The 19,230-nt window shown below is 62.0% G+C and carries 21 protein-coding genes; 6 read left to right on the top strand and 15 right to left on the bottom strand.

The features are described from left to right. Positions 1–6 precede the first annotated feature (6 nt). Positions 7–771 (bottom strand): SDR family NAD(P)-dependent oxidoreductase, encoded by a 765-nt coding sequence (locus tag G473_RS0110110; protein ID WP_029012996.1) that lies wholly within the window; start codon positions 769–771, stop codon positions 7–9. Positions 772–1,055: 284 nt separating this feature from the next. Here G473_RS0110110 and G473_RS0110105 point away from each other — a divergent pair, with 284 nt between their 5' ends. After that, a complete protein-coding gene (locus G473_RS0110105; RefSeq protein WP_161630966.1) occupies positions 1,056–1,643 on the top strand; it encodes a transglycosylase SLT domain-containing protein in 588 nt (195 codons plus the stop codon). Between the two features lie 34 nt (positions 1,644–1,677). Here the strand turns inward: G473_RS0110105 and G473_RS0110100 are convergent, their stop codons facing one another. The 7 genes from G473_RS0110100 to G473_RS0110070 all read right to left on the bottom strand — a co-directional run bounded on the left by G473_RS0110100 (position 1,678) and on the right by G473_RS0110070 (position 6,186). Further along, positions 1,678–2,217: a MerR family transcriptional regulator gene (locus G473_RS0110100; RefSeq protein WP_051330114.1), complete on the bottom strand. Its 540-nt coding sequence runs from the start codon at positions 2,215–2,217 to the stop codon at positions 1,678–1,680. Positions 2,218–2,225: 8 nt separating this feature from the next. Next, positions 2,226–2,537 carry an integration host factor subunit alpha gene (locus G473_RS0110095; protein WP_029012993.1) on the bottom strand — a complete coding sequence of 104 codons (312 nt, stop codon included), beginning with the start codon at positions 2,535–2,537 and terminating at the stop codon, positions 2,226–2,228. Positions 2,538–2,642: 105 nt separating this feature from the next. Then, complete coding sequence (locus tag G473_RS0110090; RefSeq protein ID WP_029012992.1) at positions 2,643–3,617, bottom strand: beta-ketoacyl-ACP synthase III; 975 nt, start codon at positions 3,615–3,617, stop codon at positions 2,643–2,645. Next, on the bottom strand, positions 3,618–4,703 hold the full coding sequence (gene plsX / locus G473_RS26220) for a phosphate acyltransferase PlsX (RefSeq protein ID WP_051330113.1): 1,086 nt from the start codon (positions 4,701–4,703) through the stop codon (positions 3,618–3,620). It lies immediately after the preceding gene. Between the two features lie 48 nt (positions 4,704–4,751). After that, positions 4,752–4,937 carry a 50S ribosomal protein L32 gene (gene rpmF / locus G473_RS0110080; RefSeq protein WP_029012991.1) on the bottom strand — a complete coding sequence of 62 codons (186 nt, stop codon included), beginning with the start codon at positions 4,935–4,937 and terminating at the stop codon, positions 4,752–4,754. A gap of 98 nt (positions 4,938–5,035) precedes the next feature. After that, positions 5,036–5,626, bottom strand: a complete 591-nt coding sequence (locus G473_RS0110075; RefSeq protein WP_035706462.1) for a YceD family protein — start codon at positions 5,624–5,626, stop codon at positions 5,036–5,038. Positions 5,627–5,643: 17 nt separating this feature from the next. Beyond that, positions 5,644–6,186 (bottom strand): ubiquinol-cytochrome C chaperone family protein, encoded by a 543-nt coding sequence (locus tag G473_RS0110070; RefSeq protein WP_029012989.1) that lies wholly within the window; start codon positions 6,184–6,186, stop codon positions 5,644–5,646. A gap of 231 nt (positions 6,187–6,417) precedes the next feature. On the opposite strand from G473_RS0110070, the gene G473_RS0110065 reads away from it, so the two are divergent. Continuing rightward, complete coding sequence (locus tag G473_RS0110065) at positions 6,418–6,885, top strand: outer membrane protein assembly factor BamE (RefSeq protein ID WP_029012988.1); 468 nt, start codon at positions 6,418–6,420, stop codon at positions 6,883–6,885. 88 nt (positions 6,886–6,973) lie between these two features. Here G473_RS0110065 and G473_RS0110060 read toward each other — a convergent pair whose 3' ends face one another. The 7 genes from G473_RS0110060 to G473_RS0110030 form a co-directional block, all read right to left on the bottom strand. After that, complete coding sequence (locus G473_RS0110060) at positions 6,974–9,097, bottom strand: sodium-translocating pyrophosphatase (protein WP_029012987.1); 2,124 nt, start codon at positions 9,095–9,097, stop codon at positions 6,974–6,976. Between the two features lie 169 nt (positions 9,098–9,266). Beyond that, entirely contained in the window at positions 9,267–9,728 is a 462-nt protein-coding gene (locus tag G473_RS26215; protein WP_051330112.1) for a flagellar basal body-associated FliL family protein, read from the bottom strand. 115 nt (positions 9,729–9,843) lie between these two features. Further along, positions 9,844–11,199 (bottom strand): PDC sensor domain-containing protein, encoded by a 1,356-nt coding sequence (locus G473_RS26210; RefSeq protein ID WP_051330111.1) that lies wholly within the window; start codon positions 11,197–11,199, stop codon positions 9,844–9,846. A 94-nt stretch (positions 11,200–11,293) separates the two neighbouring features. Then, complete coding sequence (locus G473_RS26205; RefSeq protein ID WP_245580032.1) at positions 11,294–12,460, bottom strand: TAXI family TRAP transporter solute-binding subunit; 1,167 nt, start codon at positions 12,458–12,460, stop codon at positions 11,294–11,296. A 163-nt stretch (positions 12,461–12,623) separates the two neighbouring features. After that, positions 12,624–13,217: a HupE/UreJ family protein gene (locus G473_RS0110040; protein ID WP_029012986.1), complete on the bottom strand. Its 594-nt coding sequence runs from the start codon at positions 13,215–13,217 to the stop codon at positions 12,624–12,626. Positions 13,218–13,310: 93 nt separating this feature from the next. Beyond that, the gene (locus G473_RS0110035) at positions 13,311–14,213 is read right to left on the bottom strand and encodes a transglutaminase family protein (protein ID WP_029012985.1); all 903 of its coding nucleotides are present in this window, start codon (positions 14,211–14,213) and stop codon (positions 13,311–13,313) included. A gap of 78 nt (positions 14,214–14,291) precedes the next feature. Beyond that, positions 14,292–14,846, bottom strand: a complete 555-nt coding sequence (locus tag G473_RS0110030) for a PAS domain-containing protein (RefSeq protein ID WP_154667347.1) — start codon at positions 14,844–14,846, stop codon at positions 14,292–14,294. 213 nt (positions 14,847–15,059) lie between these two features. On the opposite strand from G473_RS0110030, the gene G473_RS29180 reads away from it, so the two are divergent. The 4 genes from G473_RS29180 (at position 15,060) to G473_RS0110010 (ending at position 19,221) form a co-directional block, all read left to right on the top strand. Next, complete coding sequence (locus tag G473_RS29180) at positions 15,060–15,719, top strand: glutathione S-transferase family protein (RefSeq protein ID WP_051330109.1); 660 nt, start codon at positions 15,060–15,062, stop codon at positions 15,717–15,719. 131 nt (positions 15,720–15,850) lie between these two features. Further along, positions 15,851–17,926, top strand: a complete 2,076-nt coding sequence (locus tag G473_RS0110020; RefSeq protein ID WP_154667346.1) for a S46 family peptidase — start codon at positions 15,851–15,853, stop codon at positions 17,924–17,926. A 130-nt stretch (positions 17,927–18,056) separates the two neighbouring features. After that, positions 18,057–18,641 carry a TetR/AcrR family transcriptional regulator gene (locus tag G473_RS0110015; protein WP_029012982.1) on the top strand — a complete coding sequence of 195 codons (585 nt, stop codon included), beginning with the start codon at positions 18,057–18,059 and terminating at the stop codon, positions 18,639–18,641. A 106-nt stretch (positions 18,642–18,747) separates the two neighbouring features. After that, positions 18,748–19,221: a hypothetical protein gene (locus G473_RS0110010; protein WP_029012981.1), complete on the top strand. Its 474-nt coding sequence runs from the start codon at positions 18,748–18,750 to the stop codon at positions 19,219–19,221. The last annotated feature ends 9 nt before the right edge of the window (positions 19,222–19,230 follow it).

Below are 19,230 nucleotides of genomic sequence, written 5' to 3'. Positions count from 1 at the left end.
CCATGCTCAGCGCGGCGCCATGCGGATGGCGCCATCCAACCGGATGGTCTCGCCGTTCAGCATGCTGTTGGCGATGATATGCAGCGCCAGCGCCGCATATTCCTCCGGCTTGCCCAGGCGTGACGGGAACGGGACCTGCTTGCCCAGACTGTCCTGTGCGTCCTGCGGCAGGCCCAGCATCATCGGTGTCAGGAAAATCCCCGGCGCGATGGTGCATACCCGGATGCCGGAACGCGCCAGTTCCCGCGCGGCGGGCAGTGTCAGGGCATGAACGGCACCCTTGGACGCGCCATAGGCGGCCTGACCGATCTGCCCGTCAAACGCGGCAACGGACGCGGTGTTGATGATCACCCCGCGCTCCCCATCCGCCGTTACCGGCTCCAGCCCCGCCATGCCGGCAGCCGCCAGACGCATGATATTGAAGGTGCCGATCAGGTTGACTTCGATCACCTTGCGGAAGAGGTCCAGATCATGCGGCCCGTCCCGGCCCAGAATTTTAGCTGGCGGTGCAATGCCTGCGCAATTCACGGCAATCCGCGCAGGGCCGAAGGCATCGGCTGCGGCTTCAATGGCATCCAGGGCGGATGTAGCCGATGTCACGTCGCAGGACAGGGCAAGGCCACCAATCTCTGCCGCAACGGCCGCCGCCGCCTCTTTGTTCACATCCAGCAAGGCCACCTTGGCGCCACCGGCCGCAAGCGCGCGTGCCGTGGCTGCCCCCAACCCGGAACCGCCACCCGCCACCAGGGCGCTGACACCTTTGATTTCCATGAGACTTCCTCCCTCTATCCATTCATGGCCGCGGGGACCGTAAGGCCCTGTCGCACGGCCCTTGGACACAGCAGATGTCGTGCCCTGATAGGCTTGGCAACCACCTTGTGGTGCCCTGCCGCCCGTCTTATCGTAAAGCCGCAAGACAGATAATGATGTAAATCATTGTTCTGAAAAGCCTATCCCGCCAACCGCCGGAGAAGTACCGCCACACCCCTGTGGCCTATGGGCGTGGGCGTCCGCTTGTGATATCAGGCTCACGCAGCATGAACGGAACCAGGGCCATGGCAAACGCAGTAAAGGCCGGCGGAATCGAACAGCCTGTGGCGCGACGTGCCCTATTGGCCGGGGTGGCCGCATTGGCCCTTCCCCTGCCCTTTATCCGTCCGGCGCGGGCGGAAGGGTTATCGCTCCGCGGTACCGCCTGGGAGAGAACGGGGCGGATGGCCGGCCTTGATCCCTATCTTCTTTATGCCGTCGGGTATGTGGAAAGCCGCCTGGATCGCAAAGGGCGCACCGGGCCCTGGCCCTTTGCCGTGCGCACAGCATCGGAATCCTACTATCCAGCGGATTTCAACGCGGCCATGACCTTGATCCATACTTTGCCGCCCAAGGAGATCGCCGACGCGGACCTGGGCTGGATGCAAGTGAATGTGCGCTGGCACGGCAACCGGGTGCCGGATGTCAGCCATCTGCTGCATCCAGAGATCAATATGCGGGTGGGGGCCGGTATTCTGCGGGAAGCAATCGACAGCATGCCGAAGGATCTGGAACTGGCCGTCGGCCGCTATCATGTCTGGCTGGATGAGCCCCGGGCCCGCGATTACGGCCGCCGCGTCCTTGCGCTCTGGCACAAGCTGCGTGAGACCTAAATCCAAGAGGCCCAGACGGCCCATCGCTAGGCTCTTAATCCAGCAGGCGGCGGGCAGCCAGAAGGTCCATCAAGGTGTCGGACAAAAGTTCCCGCAGCTCAGGGGAAAGGTTATCCCCTTCCGCCGTCGGGGCATCCCCGTCCTCCCCCTCATCAGACTGAGCCATATCGGCCGCTGATTCAGGTTCGTCTTCGGCCCCAATCTCGTCTTCGGGGATTGCGCCCTCCCCGTCAGAGCCCGGTGCCAGGGACAGGGGCGGCGCTTCGCCTACAGGGGGCAATTCACCGCCATTCGCCTTGGCTTCCTTTAACAGGCGCTGCACGCCGCGAATCGTATAGCCCTCGCGGTAAAGCAGGGCCTGGATACGGCGTAACAGTTCCACATCATCAGGGCGGTAATAACGCCGGCCGCCGCCACGTTTCAGCGGCTTGATCTGCGGGAATTTTGTCTCCCAGAAGCGCAGCACATGCTGCGGCACCTCCAGTTCGGTCGAAACCTCACTGATGGTCCGGAAGGCGGTGGCAGATTTTGCCACCGGCCGCACCCGCGCATCATCACTGGCAACATCGGTCATAGACGCGATCAGCCCTTCGCGTCGGTCGCGAAGCGTTCATTGATCCGGCTTTTCAGCACATGCGACGCGCGGAAAACCAGCACGCGGCGCGGCAGGATTGGCACTTCCTCACCCGTCTTGGGGTTGCGGCCAACGCGCTCCCCCTTGGAACGGACGGCAAAACTGCCAAAGCTGGAAATCTTGACCATGTCGCCATCGGCAAGCGCATCAGAGATTTCGTCCAACACGCTTTCAACCAGATCGGCGGATTCGTTCCGGGACAGGCCAACCTGCTGATAGACAGCCTCGCTCAACTGGGCGCGGGTAACAGTATTGCTCATGACGATTTCCCCCGGGTTCTTGTAAACCTGACGGTACGCGGCGGACGGAAATCCGTCAATTCCAGTTGCTTGGCACCGGTTGTTCAGATCAGGACAAAACCGGGATCAATAACGGACCAAAGCCCCGCCCCAGGTGAAACCACCGCCCATGGCTTCCAGCAGCATCAGGTCGCCGCGCTTGATTCGTCCATCATGGACCGCTTCCGCCAGCGCCAGCGGGATGGAAGCCGCAGAGGTGTTGCCGTGATGGTCGACCGTCAATACGACCTTTTCCGGCGACAGCTTCAGCTTGCGGCCGGTCCCCTCAATGATGCGGCGGTTCGCCTGATGCGGCACCAGCCAATCAATATCCTGAGCCTCAAGCCCGTTGGCCTGCAAAGCCTCGCGGACAACTTCCGTCAGGTTGACGACGGCATGCTTGAACACTTCCTGCCCACGCATGCGCAGATGGCCGACGGTCTGGGTCGAGGAGGGACCGCCATCGACATAGAGCAGATCGTGATGCTCGCCTTCAGAATGAAGGTGGGTGGACAGGATACCCTGGTCCTGGGCCGTGCCTTCCCCATCCGTGGCACGCAGTACCACAGCGCCGGCGCCATCCCCGAACAGGACACAGGTGGTCCGGTCGGTCCAATCCAGGATGCGGGAGAAGGTTTCCGCACCGATCACCAGCACGGTACGTGCCTGGCCAGCCTTGATGAAATTATCAGCCACCGACAGGGCATAGATGAAGCCGGAACAGACGGCCTGCACATCAAAGGCAGCACCGCGCTTCATACCCAACCGGGCCTGTACCTTCACGGCAGTGGCGGGAAATGTATGATCCGGGGTCGCCGTGGCCAGGACGATCAGGTCCAGTTCATCGGCCGTGATGCCCGCATGATCCAGGGCGGCAACGGCAGCATGATAAGCCAGATCGCTGGTTTTCTCGCCATCAGCGGCAATGTGACGGGATTTGATGCCCGTCCGCTCGGTAATCCACTCGTCTGACGTATCGACGATCTTGGTCAGATCCTCGTTCGTCATGACGCGGGCAGGCAGATAGGAGCCGCAGCCTAGGATAACCGACCGGATTGCCATTTAGAGAACCGCCGCTTCGCCGCCTGTTACATCCGTTTGCGCTGCCCTTGCTTCTGCCGCAGCAGCCAAAGCTGCCTGCAACACCGCCAGTTCATCGCGAATCTTGTCATTGAAGCCATGGTTGGCCATGCCGGCCGCCACGGCAATCGCATTGCTGAAGCCCAGCGCATCGGTGCCGCCATGGCTTTTCACGCAGATGCCCCGCAATCCCAGAAACATCGCACCATTATAGCGGCGCGGGTCCATGCGCAGGCGCAGCTTGGCGAAGGCGCCACGCGCGAAAACATAACCGATCTTGGACATGAGCGACGATGAAAGCGTCCGGCGTAAAAATTCGGCAAACAGCTTGGCCGTGCCTTCCGCCGTCTTCAGCGCCACATTACCGGTGAAACCATCGGTGACAACGACATCCACCGTACCGGCGGCCAGATCATTGCCTTCAATGAAACCATGGAAATTCCGGGCAAGCGGCGTGGCCCGCAGGGCGGCGGCCGCTTCCCGGATCGATTCATGGCCTTTTTGCTCTTCCGACCCGACATTCAGAAGACCAATGGTGGGGTTCAACAGGCCCAGCACGGTACGGCTGAACACAGTGCCCATCACGGCAAACTGAACGAGATTGTCGGCATCGCATTCCAGATTGGCACCAAGATCCAGCATGACACTCTCGCCACGCTGGGTCGGCATAATGGAAGCAATGGCCGGCCGGTCGATGCCCGGCAGGGTCTTCAGGACGAACTTGGCAATCGCCATCAATGCGCCGGTATTACCGGCGGAAACGACACAGGCTGCGTCGCCCGCCGCCACCGCATCGATGGCCAGCCGCATACTGGAATTGCGCCCCGACCGCAGCGCAGTCGACGGCTTGGCATCCATGGCAACGACATCAGCCGTGTGCCGGACGGTGGAAACCGCCTTCAGGGCCGGATACCGGTCCAAAAGCGCATTCAGCCGTGCCTCGTCCCCGACAAACAGGAACTCGACATTCTGGCAGCGCTCACGGGCCAGATCGGCGCCGGCGACGACCATGTCAGGCGCATGGTCGCCACCCATGGCGTCCAAGGCGATCCGCAAACGCGCAGTCACGAGCTTACGACGTCCTTATACCGCGAAACCGGATGCCTGCCGGCAAAATCAAGCAGCAGCAGCGGCCTGGGTCACTTCGCGACCATCATAATGGCCGCAGGAACCGCAGACATGGTGCGGGCGCTTCAGCTCGCCGCAGTTGCCGCATTCGTTGTAGGCGGCGGCGGTCAGCCCATCATGCGAACGACGCATGTTGCGCTTCGACTTGGAGGTCTTCTTCTTAGGAACAGCCATGATCGTAACTCACAATGTTTTAGGCGGCCACAAAGGGCCGCCCGGACAGAGGCGCTTGAATACTGGATATGGTCTCAGAGGGCAAGAGCCAAACCCGATTATGACGGCTTCTTTAAGCGGGACAGGGCCGCAAAAGGGTTCTGACGCGGCGGTTCAGCCGGCAAGGCGCCCTCTACCCCATCCGTCGCCGGGTCATAATCCTCCAGAATCGGGGTGAATTCAACACCCGGCGCGCGGGGATAGGGATCAAGCGCCAGCGACAGATTCTGGGCCACCAGTTCACCAATATCAATACGCCCGCCGGGCATAGGCTCGGGGAAATCCTCCTCCGCCCCCAGATACTGGAAATGATCGGCCTCGGGGTCATCCTCTTCCTTGGGGATCAGATGATCGGGGGCGAACATAGCGGAGAAATCCTCGGCCAGCGTGGCCGGCACCGGCTCCAGGCTGACAACACAGCGCTGGGTAACAGCGGCCTCAAGCTCACCCGTCACCTTGATGAACTCCCCCCGGACGCGGCGCAGGCGGAGCTTTGCGCGCAGATGGTCGATCCCGATCAGGTCAAACCGGGCGGCCAAGGCGGCGCATTCCTCCGGCGTGGCGCTCACCACCTCGTGCTGGCCGCCGGTCGTCACCTTGTCGGCAATGACGATATGGGAAAATTCAGGTTTGGCGGAGGGTGCAGTCATCGGGATATTCCAGAGAATCAGGGTACGGAGGCAACTGGGGCAAAAGTGATTTCACCTGCCAACAGCCGATCAACAGGGTAACTGACCAGCGCCGCCATCTGGCGGCGGGTATAAGCGGCCATCTCAGCCACGATATCCGGTTCCGGCAGGGTGCTGCCATACAGATTGCGGTCCAAGGCCTCGACCAGGGCTGCGGAGTCAGCCGCATCCAGGCCAGCATCATACGCCTGCACCCGACCATAATAATGGCTGGCCAGATCCTTGACCTTATCGCCCACCTTCATGTCACCCGCCCCCATTTCCCGTAGATTGAAATCCAGGTCGGCAAACATGAAATCGAACAGGGCCTGGTTGAAGACGGCTGTGGCCTGTCCCCCCATGGCCAGCCGCCGCATCACCATCCAGGCATGCAGGGCCACCATCTCGAACCGGCCTTCCAGCGTGTCGGGGACCCGGAGCCTGGTAAAAAACACCGGATCGCGCGCCTGCTCCACGATGGCGCCATAAAGCCGGGCGACAGTACGTTCCGACGGTTTGCGCTTGAACAGGCGGGTAAGCATGGGTGGGTTCCGAATATCGGCGGGGCGAGACATCCCGCAAGGGCGGCGATTATTGACATTGCGCCAAAGCCGGTGCCAATGTCACCGGCCAGATAGGGGGTGGCAGCCCCGGCGTCAAGCATGACCAGGGCGGATGATAGCGCTTGTATCCACCCGCCCGGCCCGTGCATATGGCAACCGGACCCGTTTTCCACCCCTCTCGTGATGACACGAAAAGAGATGTCCCTTTCCATGCGCAAGACAAAAGCCCCACTGCTGTTGACTGCCGGCCTGTTCGGCCTGGCCCTGGCAGGGTGCAGCCCGATCGTCGCGACAAGGGGCAATCTGGTGGAAGATAGCCGCCTGGCACAGATCCAGGCCGGTTCCACCACCCGCGAACAGGTGCAATATGTGCTGGGTACGCCCACCTCCACCGGCACGGTGGATGGGAACACCTGGTATTATATCGGTCGCCGCCTGGAACAGACCGCGTTCCTGGACCCGGAAGTGACGGCGCAGCGCACCATCCGCGTGCGGTTCGACGACCAGGGCACTGTCCAGGACGTGAAGGAACTGGATGTGAGCGATGCCCCTTATGTGGCACCGGTCGCTGCCGTTACACCGACCGAAGGCATTGATCTCGGTTTCTTCGAGCAGTTGCTGGGCAACCTGTCCAAGCCGGCACGCAAGAAGAAAGACGACGATAAGAAGAAAAAGTAAACATACGCCATGCCCTGTAGGGGGGGCGATATTATAAGGTTTTGGAAGCCCCGGACGCGATGGTCCGGGGCTTTTTGCTGCGATACGGCTATTGGTGCGCCAGGATGGCCAGCAGCAACAGGGCCACAATATTCGTGATCTTGATCATCGGATTAACGGCAGGACCCGCCGTATCCTTATAAGGGTCGCCCACCGTGTCGCCGGTCACGGCTGCCTTATGCGCGTCCGACCCTTTGCCACCATGGTGGCCTTCCTCGATATATTTTTTGGCATTGTCCCAGGCACCGCCACCCGAGGTCATGGAGATGGCGACAAACAGGCCGGTGACGATCACCCCCAGCAGCATCGCTCCCACGGCAGAGAAGGCAGCCCCCTTGCCGCCGATGGCCGCGACCAGCAGATACAGCACGACGGGCGCCAGCACTGGCAGCAAGGATGGGATCAGCATTTCCTTGATGGCAGCACGGGTCAGCATATCGACTGCGCGGCCATAATCCGGCTTGGATGTCCCGGCCATGATGCCGGGATTCTCCCGGAACTGTCGGCGCACCTCCTCCACCACCGATCCGGCGGCGCGGCCCACCGCCGTCATGCCCATGGCGCCGAAGAGATAGGGCAACAGCCCGCCCAGAATCAGCCCGACAACCACATAAGGATTGGACAGGCTGAAATCGACGCTGACGCCGGCGAAATAAGGATAATCCGCGCTGTTGGCCATAAAGTAGCGCAGATCCTCGCTATAGGCGGCAAACAGGACCAGCGCACCCAGCCCGGCAGAACCGATGGCGTACCCTTTGGTCACGGCCTTCGTGGTGTTGCCCACGGCATCCAGCGCATCGGTGGTGACACGCACATCCTTGGGCAGGTCCGCCATTTCCGCGATACCGCCGCCATTATCGGTGACGGGACCATAGGCATCCAGCGCCACCACCATGCCCGCTACGGCCAGCATGCTGGTCACGGCGATGGCGATGCCGAACAGGCCCGCCAGCAGATAGCAGCCAATGATGGCAACGCAGATGACCAGGGCCGGCAGGGCCGTCGCCTCCATCGACACAGCCAGTCCCTGAATCACATTGGTGCCGTGGCCGGTTGTGCTGCTCTGCGCCACCGATTTCACCGGCCGATAGCCGGTGCCGGTATAATATTCCGTGATCCAGACGATCAGCGCCGTCACCACCTGACCGATGACCGCGCAGAGATAAAGGTCCTGTCCGGTGAAGCTGACACCCCCGGATGTGGTCAGCACGGTGGCGAATCCATCCGGCAGCACCCAGGCCGTCACCGCTGCGATCGCCCCCAATGACAAGAGGCCGCAGGCGATGAAGCCCTTGTAAAGCGCGCCCATGATATTGCCCGAGGCGCCAAGCCGCACAAAGAATGTGCCGATGATGGAGGTGATGATGCAGGCACCGCCGATCGCCAGCGGGTAGATCATGATGGCCTGCAAGGCTGGCTCGGCGACGAAGAAGATGCTGGCCAGCACCATGGTGGCCACCACCGTCACCGCATAGGTTTCAAACAGATCGGCCGCCATGCCGGCGCAGTCGCCGACATTATCGCCGACATTATCGGCAATCACGGCGGGGTTGCGCGGATCATCCTCCGGGATGCCCGCCTCCACCTTGCCCACCAGATCGGCGCCGACATCGGCCCCCTTGGTGAAGATGCCACCGCCCAGCCGGGCGAAAATGGAGATGAGCGAGGCCCCGAAGCCCAGCGCCACCAGCGCATCGATCAAAGGCCGGCCGACCACCCCCATGGCCCCCAGGGCCATGTAATAGCCAGCCACCCCCAGCAGGGCGAGACCAGCCACCAGCATGCCCGTAACAGCACCCGCCCGGAACGCCAGCGACAGGCCTTGCGCCAGCCCGTGACGTGCCGCTTCTGCCGTGCGGACATTGGCGCGCACGGAAATATTCATCCCGATATAGCCGGCGGCGGCGGACAGGACGGCGCCGATAATGAAGCCGATGGCGACATAAGCCCCCAGCAGCAAGCCAACAATCACCGCGATAACCACGCCCACAAGGGCGATGGTCGTATATTGACGGTTGAGATAGGCGCGTGCGCCTATCTGAATTGCATGGGCAATTTCCTGCATCCGCGCATTGCCGGGATCGGCAGCCAGCACTGACCGCGCCGTGACCAATCCATACAGAATGGCAAGCACACCGCAGCCCAGCACGAAGTATAGTGCGTGCGTGATCATGATGTTTCCTTACCCTTTGAACGGTGCCGCTTTTTATTCTGCGGAGGCCAGGACGGCCGGCGGCACTTTGCGGGTAAAGCATGACACGCCACCAGGCATGCGGCAATACGCCGCGACTACCTATCGCCAGACGCGAAAGGGTCAAGGAAACGATTGAGAGGAAGGTGGATCAGTAAACCGGGCGCTGGGTGACCGACTGAATCAGCACATCATGCACAATGCCGGGGCCTAAAACCTTGTCCGTCGCCTCCTGCAATTTGGTTTTCAGGGCAGGGATATTCAGGATCTGGCCATCAATCACCTGCCCCGTCTCCAACCCGCCATAAAGGGCCTGGACATAGGCATCGGTCAGCCGGGGGCTTTGCGCACGCACGCTTTCCCGCGTCGGCTCGTCATCCACTTCCAGGCTGACGGTGAACATGATGTTCTGCTGCACATTCTTGGCCCCCATCAGCGGCACGATCATCGGGCCGATCTGGGCATAGACGGGGGGGCCGACGCGGGGCGGCTTCTCCACCTTCTTCTCTTCCTCCGCATGATCGGCTGGCTTGGGCCCAAACATCATATAGCCGCCGACAGCGGCGCCGATCAGCACCAGCAAGGCCAGGACGAGGAGAATGATCTTTTTCATGGGGGATGCTTACCATGGCAACGAAACGCACCCCCACTATAGCGCCTGTGACCAAAAGAGGGTGAGCGCCATTTCCGCCGGGTCGTAAAACACCACCCGGTGCCTCTGGGCAGGCTTAACCCGGCCGGTCGCCCCGACGCTGGCGCATTGTTTCCAGGGACCGGGCCAACCGCCCAATCTCGCCATCCGCAGCCAGAGGAAGGGTCCCGTGGTCGGGAATTCCTGCCGCCTCAGCCTCTGCCGTCGTTGCCAGGACACCCAGCGGGACCACAATCAGGCGCCGCAAAAGCAAGGTCGCCAGAATCAGAATCGCCAATAAAAAGGCCGCGCCCAGCAGCATGATGATGCTGGCGGATTGATGCGCCGTGCCGATGACAAGGGCCCGCGGATATTGCGCGATGAACCACCATCCCGGTCCCGCCAGGGCCGTGACCGCCAGATAATTGTCACCACCGGCATCGAACAATGTCCGCACTTCACCCGACGTCAGAGGGTTGGCGTCCAGTGTCTCCCGGAGCAGTCCATGAATGCGCGACAGGTTGGCATCACGCAGCAGGGACAGGTTGATCGTCCCCAATTCCCGGTTCAACTCGTTCATCCGCTGTGGGTGGGCAATCAGATGACCATCCCTGGACAGGATGAAATTCGTTGATCCTGCCAGGTGATCGGTGATCAACCTGTCCATCAGCTCATTCAGCAGCACGTCATGGCTGGCATTGATCAGATGGCGTCCGTCATGATCAATAGGAAGCTGATAGGTTACCATCCAGCCATTGGCCGTATGATCATGGTAAAGCGGGGTCCAGATCGGACGCCGATCCGGGTTTTCCACCATCAAGGTGGACTGGATGACCGATGCACCCACCATGTTCAAATCCGCGCGCGCCTGCAGGCCCCAGGCCGTGCCGGGCCAATAGTTCAAAAGCACATTCTCGGGAAAACTGGCATGGGTATTGACGAAATTGCCCTGCCAGGCGGGACCGAATTCCGCCAGTAATTGGGCCGTCAGCACCATACGCCGCTTCAGTTCAGGCGTCAGGTCCGCATGGTTGCGGCCCATGAAACCTGTAAGACTGGCGCGCCACAACCCATCCGGCCCGATCACACCGGTAAAATATTCCCGCCGCATCCGGATGGCCCCATCCTCCCCCTTCACGAACCAGCGGTCGAAATCGGGATCGGGCAACACGGCCGGATCGGTATAAAGTTGCAGGAACCGTTTGCGGAACTGCTCCATGTTGGATTGAGCCAGATCGAAGATCGCGCTCTCGGTCCGCCCGCGTTCCAGCAAATGCGCTTCCAGCGTCGCCAGCGTCTCATTTTCCGCACGCTGGAAGAAGGCAGCATAACCGATCGCCGTCACCGGAATGACGATGATCAGGGCCCAGATCGCCATCTGGGTCATGAAACCAGCCAGCAGCGAGCGGGCCGCCGCATCCGGCTTTTCGTGCTGCTGTTGCGGATTCTGCATCAAAACCAGCCTCGCTCCCCCATGAAGGCTGGATGGTTTTGTCCGCAAACAGTCACGTTCGTCAACAAGACTGTCCGCCAGGCAATAAAACCGGTCAATGCGATTTAGGTTTGGTGGGAAGGGCAGGCTCAGCCGACTGGGGGGCGGCGGCAATCTCTTTCACCATGCCTGCTTCGCGATAATAGGTTTCCGCCCCCGGATGCAAAGGCACGGACAGGCCATCCAGCGCCGTTTCCAGCCGGATTGATTTCCCTCGCGGATGGCCATTATCCAGCATCAGCCGCGTCTGTTCATTCCAGAGCGCGGCAGTGATGTCATGGATAAGGGCCGGCTTCATGTCCCCACGCACCAGCCATTGCGCGCCCACGCCCAGGCTGGCGGTGGCCGGCACATTTTCATAAATATCGGCCTCGATACGGCTTTCGGTGAAGAAGGGCAGGCGTTTTTTCAACTGCGCCGCCTGCTTGTCGTCGAAAGGCAGCAGGGCAATGGGCAGCCGGCGCGCCAGTTCCGCCACCGCCGGCAGCGGATAGCCACCAACAATGACAAAGGCATCCAGTTCCCCCGCCACCAGCCGGTCGCCAGCAGCGCCAGGGCTGAGATAGAAGGGCTTGACCGTCTTTTCCGACAGACCATAGGTGCTGAGAAGCGCACGCGCCGTGACCAGCGTACCAGACCCCTGCTCCCCCAGCGCCACGCGCTTGCCACGCAGGTCGGCCGGGCCCTTCATGCCGCCGTCAGCCCGCACAACAAGATGGATGGTTTCTGTATAAAGGTTCGCGATGGCCCGCAGGTCAGAATAAGGCGTCTTGTCGAACGGGGTCTCCCCCTCCCGCGCGGCATGCGCGATATCGGCCTGCACCAGGGCCGATTCGAGACGTTTCTGCCGCAGCAGATTAACATTTTCCACCGCACCGGACGTGGATTGCGCCACCACGATCAGGCCGGGCACCCCACAACTGCCACCCCGGTCGCAGGGGCGTGTGCCGGGCGGATTGGACACCGCATTGGCCAGCACCCCGCCAATCAGGAAATAGGTGCCACCCGTTGTCGCCGTGCCTATCTGGAAAAACCGGACCTGGTCGGCCCGGGCGACGCCCCCCGCCCCGGGCAGCGCCGCCAGTGCCAGGGCCGCCCCGCCAGCCTGCAACCATCGCCGTCTGCCAATCATCAGAGGCTGGCCCGCAGCCCCAGGCAACGGGGAGGAAGGGTGGTCAGATCCGGAGAGGAACTGCATGGCGCGGTGCGTCCGATCGCTCATGGTTCAGGTATCCCATCGTGCGCCCGGGCAGCCATCCACGCAACCGGAACGCATGCGAAACGGCTGGCTGCCGCTGGGCTTTCCAGCGTTCGTTGCCAGGATTCAACAAGGCTGTGGCAAAAATATCGCCGCTTCTGGGCCAGGACATGGCCCGTCAGATTACTCAGATCACATTGACCAGCATCAGGATGCCGACAATGGCGATGATGGCCCCGATCAGGCGGGAAGCCATGCCGCCGCCAAATTGATAAAGCGTGGCCGACAGCCCCACCCCGGCGGACAGGATCAACAGGCACCCGACCACCATGCCCGGCCAGAACAGCAAGGCATTGGTCGGTGTACCGCCCCATTGCGACAGCGAAATGCCATGGACGGCACCGGCAATGGCAGCCAGCACCAGCCCCAGCGCCACGGGCATGGAAACCGTGAAAGCCAACAGTCCGCCAAACAGGACCAGCGACCCTTCGAGCGCGAAGACGACATAGGGCAGATGCACCCCCATGCGCCACAGAAAGGCGAACAGCAAGCCGGCCACCAGCGCAAGCGCCGCCCCGGTGCCGGGGCTGCCGCGCCCCTGCATGTCCAGCCAGAGCCCCAGGCCCAGAAGCCCCAGCAGATGGACATAGGTCAGCATCGGCCCCGCCATGCCCGCGGAGAAGCCGGACGGCAGCGAGGTTGCCGCCTGGGCCGCACCAGGGATCAACAGGAACAGCCCCAACAGGCAGAGACAGGGCAGGATCAGACCGTGGCGATACAAAGGGCGCTCCAACTGGCAGCGGGCTCGGCCCCCTTGGTCGCCCAGACGGGCCTGTCGGGTCAAGCCCGCTGCGCCGCCCTTTCAACCTGGCTTTCATCGTCCAGCCGTCACCGTCACGGCAACCGACATGCCCAGATAATCGGATGGCGCGCCGGTCCATTCCCCCGCCAGAGGCACCGCTTGGGCGGCGTCGCGGGTCACGGCGACACGGATAAGGTTACGGCTGCCAATGATACCGTTGGTGGGGTCAAACTCGACCCAGCCAGCCCCCGGCAGATAGGCCTGCATCCAGGCATGGGTGGCGCCGGCCCCGACTGTTCCCTCCCCCGCCGCCCCGTCGGCCGCAGGGTCATACAGATAGCCGGTGACGAAACGGGCGGCCAGACCCAGGCTGCGCACCGCCTCCATCATCAACAGGGCGAAATCCCGGCAGGAACCGCTGCCCGTCGCCAGCGTCTCCACAGGGGACTGCGTGCCCTCTGCATCCCGCGACTGGTAGGTGAAGCCGGCCTTGATCGCCTCCGTCATCCGGATCAGCATGGGCAGGGTTTCCACCAACCCATCGGCATCATCCGGGCCGGGCCGCACGAACTGGCGCGCCCATTCATCCACCCTGTGATCCGGGTCGGGATAATGGCGCTCCATCGTCCGGCCCAGATCAGGCACCTCCGCCGCGTCATAGCTGAACGGGTAGAGGCGGGCATGGTCGGAAACCGGGAAATCAGCCGGTTCAGCCGGGAACTGCTCCAGCACAATCCGGCTTTCCACATGCAGACGGGTTGCCTGCACCCCGTCGAACGCGGCGATGGCGACCGAATTGCCAAACACATCATGCATCCAGCGCAGGCTGGTCGGCGGCGGGTCGATGACCAGGGCCGTTTCTACAAGCCGCACATCGTGGCTGTCACGGGGCCGGAACATCATCCGGTGCGGCCCCAGCGTTACGGGATTGGCATAATTATACGTGGTGACATGGCGGACGGTGAAGGTGCCCATTTTTTCCCCCTGGGGGCCCCACGGCCCGGTTAAGGCCAGAACGGCCACCAGCGGGACCGGTTCCCCCGTCCAGGCATATCATAATTCAACCAGATGGGCCGTCTGGTGGCGAAGGCGGCTGCGTTCCTGGAGAATGCGGACCCCGGCGGAGCGGGCACGGTCACAAGAACGGTAATGCAGGGCGAGGAGAATGCGGCTGACCTGCCCCCTGTGATCGAACAGGGGCATCCCCAGGCGTGCCGCCATGACACGCTGACCGGCATCCTGGCCGATCTCAAACGTCTCATAAACCGGTCGGCCGGTCTGGGCGATCAACGCCAGGAAATGATAGGCGGTGCTGTACAGCGCTGGCGGATAAACCTCGTCCAGATAGCGCCCGGCAATATCGCGGCCCACCGCGATGGCCGCTGCCGACCCGATGAAAAGCCCCAGGATGCGGCCATCCTTTTCCGCGGGCGCTGTTGTCAGCGCCAGATGGGGCAGCAAGCGCCGATCCATCTGGGACAGGTCCAGCCTGTCCGCCATGGGGGCCGCAGCCCCCGCATCCCCCAGGCGACACCAGAAATCCAGCGCATCGCGCAGCAGGATTTCTGGCAGATCGGAAGCAGCGATGGCGGCGGGAGGCATCGACATGGAAACGGCCGGATAGGGTGACGACAACGCCCAGATACGTGATGCTTGTTGCATCGGCATGACATGGGCGTGGCATTCAATCGCATTTTCCTTAAATGCAGCCCATGCCAAGCCCCTACCGCAATGCGAAGCCGCGCGCTATGAAGGGCGGATGCGAGGTCTTTCCCCGGTGGCTGGCCGGGCCATCGGGAGACCCTGACCGGAGATGATGCGATGAAGCTTTATGGCGCGCTGCTGAGCCCCTATGTCACCCGCGTGGTGCTGGCCGCCCGCTTCAAGGGCCTGGATATTCCCATCGTGCCGCCGCCGGGGACCGGGCTGAAATCGCCCGAATATCTGGCCATCAATCCCTATGGCAAGATGCCGGCCCTGGTGACGGACGATGCGGTGATCATCGAGTCGGAAGTGATCTGCGAATTCCTGGACGAGCGGTTCCCGGAAAAGAAGATCCTGCCCGGCAGCGATGTTGCCCGCGCCCGCGCCCGCATCATCAGCCGCGCCATCGATCTATATATCCTGCCCGCCCTGCTGGGCCTGCTGGGACAGATGAGCCCGCTGAACCGCAACGAAGCGCTGGTAACGGAAAAACGCGCCGAATTGCGGCGTGGCATGGATGGTCTGGAAACCTTCATCCAGGCCGACCCCTGGTGCATGGGGGCGGATTTCACCCTGGCGGACTGCGCCGTCGTACCGGCCTGTTTCTTCCTGCAGAAATTCCTGCCCGCCTTTGGCGTGATGGATGTGTTCGAGCATCACCCCCATATGGGCGCGGTCTGGGACCATGCCCATGGTGACCCGATGGTGGCCCACCTTCTGTCGGAAATGACAGAGGCGCTGAACGATTTCCTACGCCGCCGGGCCGCCAACGGCTAAGGCCATAGTGCCGGTCAGCATGTCCTGTTGACCGGCCTTATTGCCGGGCGCATCGTGTCGCCCGCGGGGGTGGCGTGACTGCGCACCGCATGAGTTTCAGCATCCAACATACAGAAAATGGGAAAAATCCTATGGTAAAGCCGATGCGCATCGCGGTCGGGACCGCGACGGTGGCGTTGATGGTGGGCATGGCCCATGCCGATGAAGGCATGTGGACGCTGGACAATGTGCCGAGGGCGGCAATCGCCAAGGCCACCGGCTTCACGCCGGACCCGGCCTGGCTGAAAAAGATCCAGCTCTCCTCCGTCCGTCTGGCCGGTGGCTGTTCCGGCAGCTTCGTGTCCGGTGAAGGTCTGGTGATGACCAATCATCACTGCGTCGCCGATTGCGTGGCCGAACTCTCCTCTGCCGAGGATGATGTTCAGGCCAATGGCTTTCTGGCCAAGACCCGCGCCGATGAACGCAAATGCGCCGGCATCGAGGTCAACCAGTTGACCGACATCACCGACGTCACAGACAAGGTGAATAAGGCGACCGACGGCAAGAGCGGCCAGGATTTCGCCAACGCCCGCCGCGCCGCGCTGACCCAGATCGAAAAGGAATGCAGCGGGGATGATGCCGCTGTGCGCTGCGATGTGGTGACGCTGTACCAGGGGGGCCGCTACCACCTGTATAAGTATCAGCGCTATCAGGATGTGCGTCTGGCCTTTGCACCGGAAGCTGGCATTGCCGCCTTTGGTGGCGACCCGGACAATTTCAACTTCCCACGCTACTGCCTGGATATGTCGCTGCTGCGCGTCTATGACGCCAGCGGCAAGCCGTTGAAGAGCCCCAACCATTTCAAATGGTCCAAGCAGGGCACCAAGGATGGCGAGGCGACGTTCGTCTCTGGCCATCCCGGTTCCACCTCTCGCCAGCGCACCATCTCGGAACTGGAATTCGTCCGCGACAAGGTCGCCACCTCCTACCTGTTCTACGCCCAGGAACGCCGGGGTCGCCTGATCGAATTCGGTCGGGAGAACGAGGATCGCCGCCGTGAGGCGTTCGAGCCGCTGGCCGGCACCGAAAACGGCATCAAGGTCTGGAAGGGCCGTCAGCAGGCGCTGGCTGACAAGGAATTTTTCGCTTCCAAGGTGAAGGCGGAGCAGGAGCTGCGGTCCAAAATCGCCGCTGATCCGAAATTGTCGGCCGACGTGGGCGATGCCTATGACGTGATCGCCAAGGCACAGGATCGCTATGCCCAGCTTTATCCGCGTCTGGTAATGCTGGAACGGATGCGCGCCTTTGACAGCGAGCTGGCCAGCTATGCCCGCCTGCTGCTGCGCGCGGCGGATGAGAGCAAGCTGCCGAACAATGAACGCCTGCGCGAATATGGCGAGGCACGGCTGCCGGCCCTGAAACAGCGCCTGGCCAACCCGGCCCCGGTCCATAAGGACCTGGAAATCGCCATGCTCACCTTCTCGCTGACCAAGCTGCGGGAAGAGTTCGGTCCCGATGACGCCATCGTGAAGGCCGTGTTGGGCAAGCAGTCGCCCGATCAGGTCGCCACCGCCGCCGTCAATGGCAGCAAGCTGGGTGACCCGGCGGAACGCCTGCGCCTGTTCGAAGGCGGCAAGGCCGCCATTGATGCCTCCAACGACCCGCTGATCAAGCTGATGGCCGCCATCGACCCGGCAGCCCGCGCCGCCCGCAAGGCGGTGGAGGAAGAAGTGGAAGCCCCGGTGGAGCAGGCCCAGGCCCGCATCGCCAAGGCCCGCTTCGCCCTTTATGGCGATAGCGTCTATCCCGACGCCACCTTCTCCCTGCGCCTGTCCTACGGCAAGGTGCAGGGCTGGGAGGAGTTGGACGGGCATATGGTGGAACCCTACACCACTTTCGCTGGCGTCTATGAACGCGATACCGGTGCTGCCCCGTTCGACCTGCCGCCGAGCTGGGAGAAGGCCAAGGATAAGGTCAACCTGTCCACGCCGTTCAACGCCGTGACCACCAATGACATTATCGGTGGCAATTCCGGCTCCCCCGCGCTGAACAGCAAGGGCGAGGTGATCGGTCTGGTCTTTGACGGCAATATCCACAGCCTGTCAGGCGATTATGGCTATGAGCCCAAGCGCAACCGCACCGTCATGGTCGATGTACGTGGCATGACGGAAGCCCTGCGCAACGTCTATCACGCCGACCATCTGGTGAAGGAGCTGGGGGTGAAGTAACCCCCAATCACCCGATATCAGATTTGGAAAACCGCCGGGGCGCCCCCGGCGGTTTTTTTTATGATGGGTATAGCGCAGGCAGTATCCGCCACCTCTTGACAAGCTACCTACCAGAAGGTAGGCAAGAGACATGAGCAACCTGTCGACCACAGCAGATGACATTCTGCGCTGCGCCCGCACCCTGATCGTTGCGGGCGGCTATAATGGCTTCAGCTATGCCGACATTGCTGCGGTGGTCGGTATCCGCAAGGCCAGCATCCATCATCATTTCCCCGCCAAGGCAGATCTGGTGCGCACCCTTGTTTTCCAATACCGCCAGGAAGTGGAAGCAGGGTTGGCCAATCTGGACCAGCGGGTCCCCGATCCGGTCGGGAAAATCCGCGCCTATCTGGGGTTCTGGGAGGCCTGTATCACCGATCAGAGCCTTCCCTTTTGTGTATGCGCCCTGCTGGCAACGCAAATCCCGATCCTTCCGGAAGAGGTTGCACAGGAAGTGCGGGCCCATTTCCGGATGCTGTCATCCTGGTTAAGTTCGGTTCTGACGCGGGGAAAAAATCAGGGTAGCCTGCACCTGAATGGAACGGCAGAAGCCGAAGCGGAAATCCTTATTGCCGCCGTCCATGGCGCCATGGTGTCAGCCAGGGCCTATGGGGACCCCGCGATATTTGGCGTTATCACCCATCCCATGCTGGAACGCCTTAACCCTCCCCCGTAAAGGCCCCCCTGATCGGATATCCCTGATTTTGCGTTCAAAAAACCTACCAACTGGTAGGTAGCCACACCCTCTCTCCAACATTCCGTCTACCGGAAAGGACAACCCGATGTTTGGTATCTCCCCGTTGGGCTGGGTCCATACGCTTGGCAGCCTGCCAGCCATCCCATTCGCCCTTTACATGCTCGTGCGGTATGGACGGATTGTGCCGTTCTCCCGCGCTGGCTTGATTTATTTCATCTCCATGCTGATCGGAAGCCTGTCGGTATTTCTTATCGCCCAACAGCCGGTCAGTTACATCATCGCCATCGCCACGATCCTGTTTTTGCTCACCGGCTATGGCGTGGCCCGATTTGCCGGGATATCGCGCGCCGCCCGCTATGTGGAAACGGTCTGCCTCAGCCTGACGGTCTTTCTGCTGATGGTGCCCACCGTCAGCGAAACCCTACGCCGGGTGCCAGATGGCCACCCGTTCGTGACCAGCCTGAATTCACCCTTGCTGCTGGGGGCACAAGCCAGCTTACTGGCCATGCTTATCCTCGGCTTGACCGCGCAGATCCTGCGCCTGCGCCGACAAAGGTAACCATGATGA

Source organism: Niveispirillum irakense DSM 11586 (assembly GCF_000429645.1).
GTDB classification, from domain to species: domain Bacteria; phylum Pseudomonadota; class Alphaproteobacteria; order Azospirillales; family Azospirillaceae; genus Niveispirillum; species Niveispirillum irakense.
The sequence above is the reverse complement of the archived record's forward strand: the minus strand, read 5'-3'. Positions and strand labels throughout refer to the sequence as shown.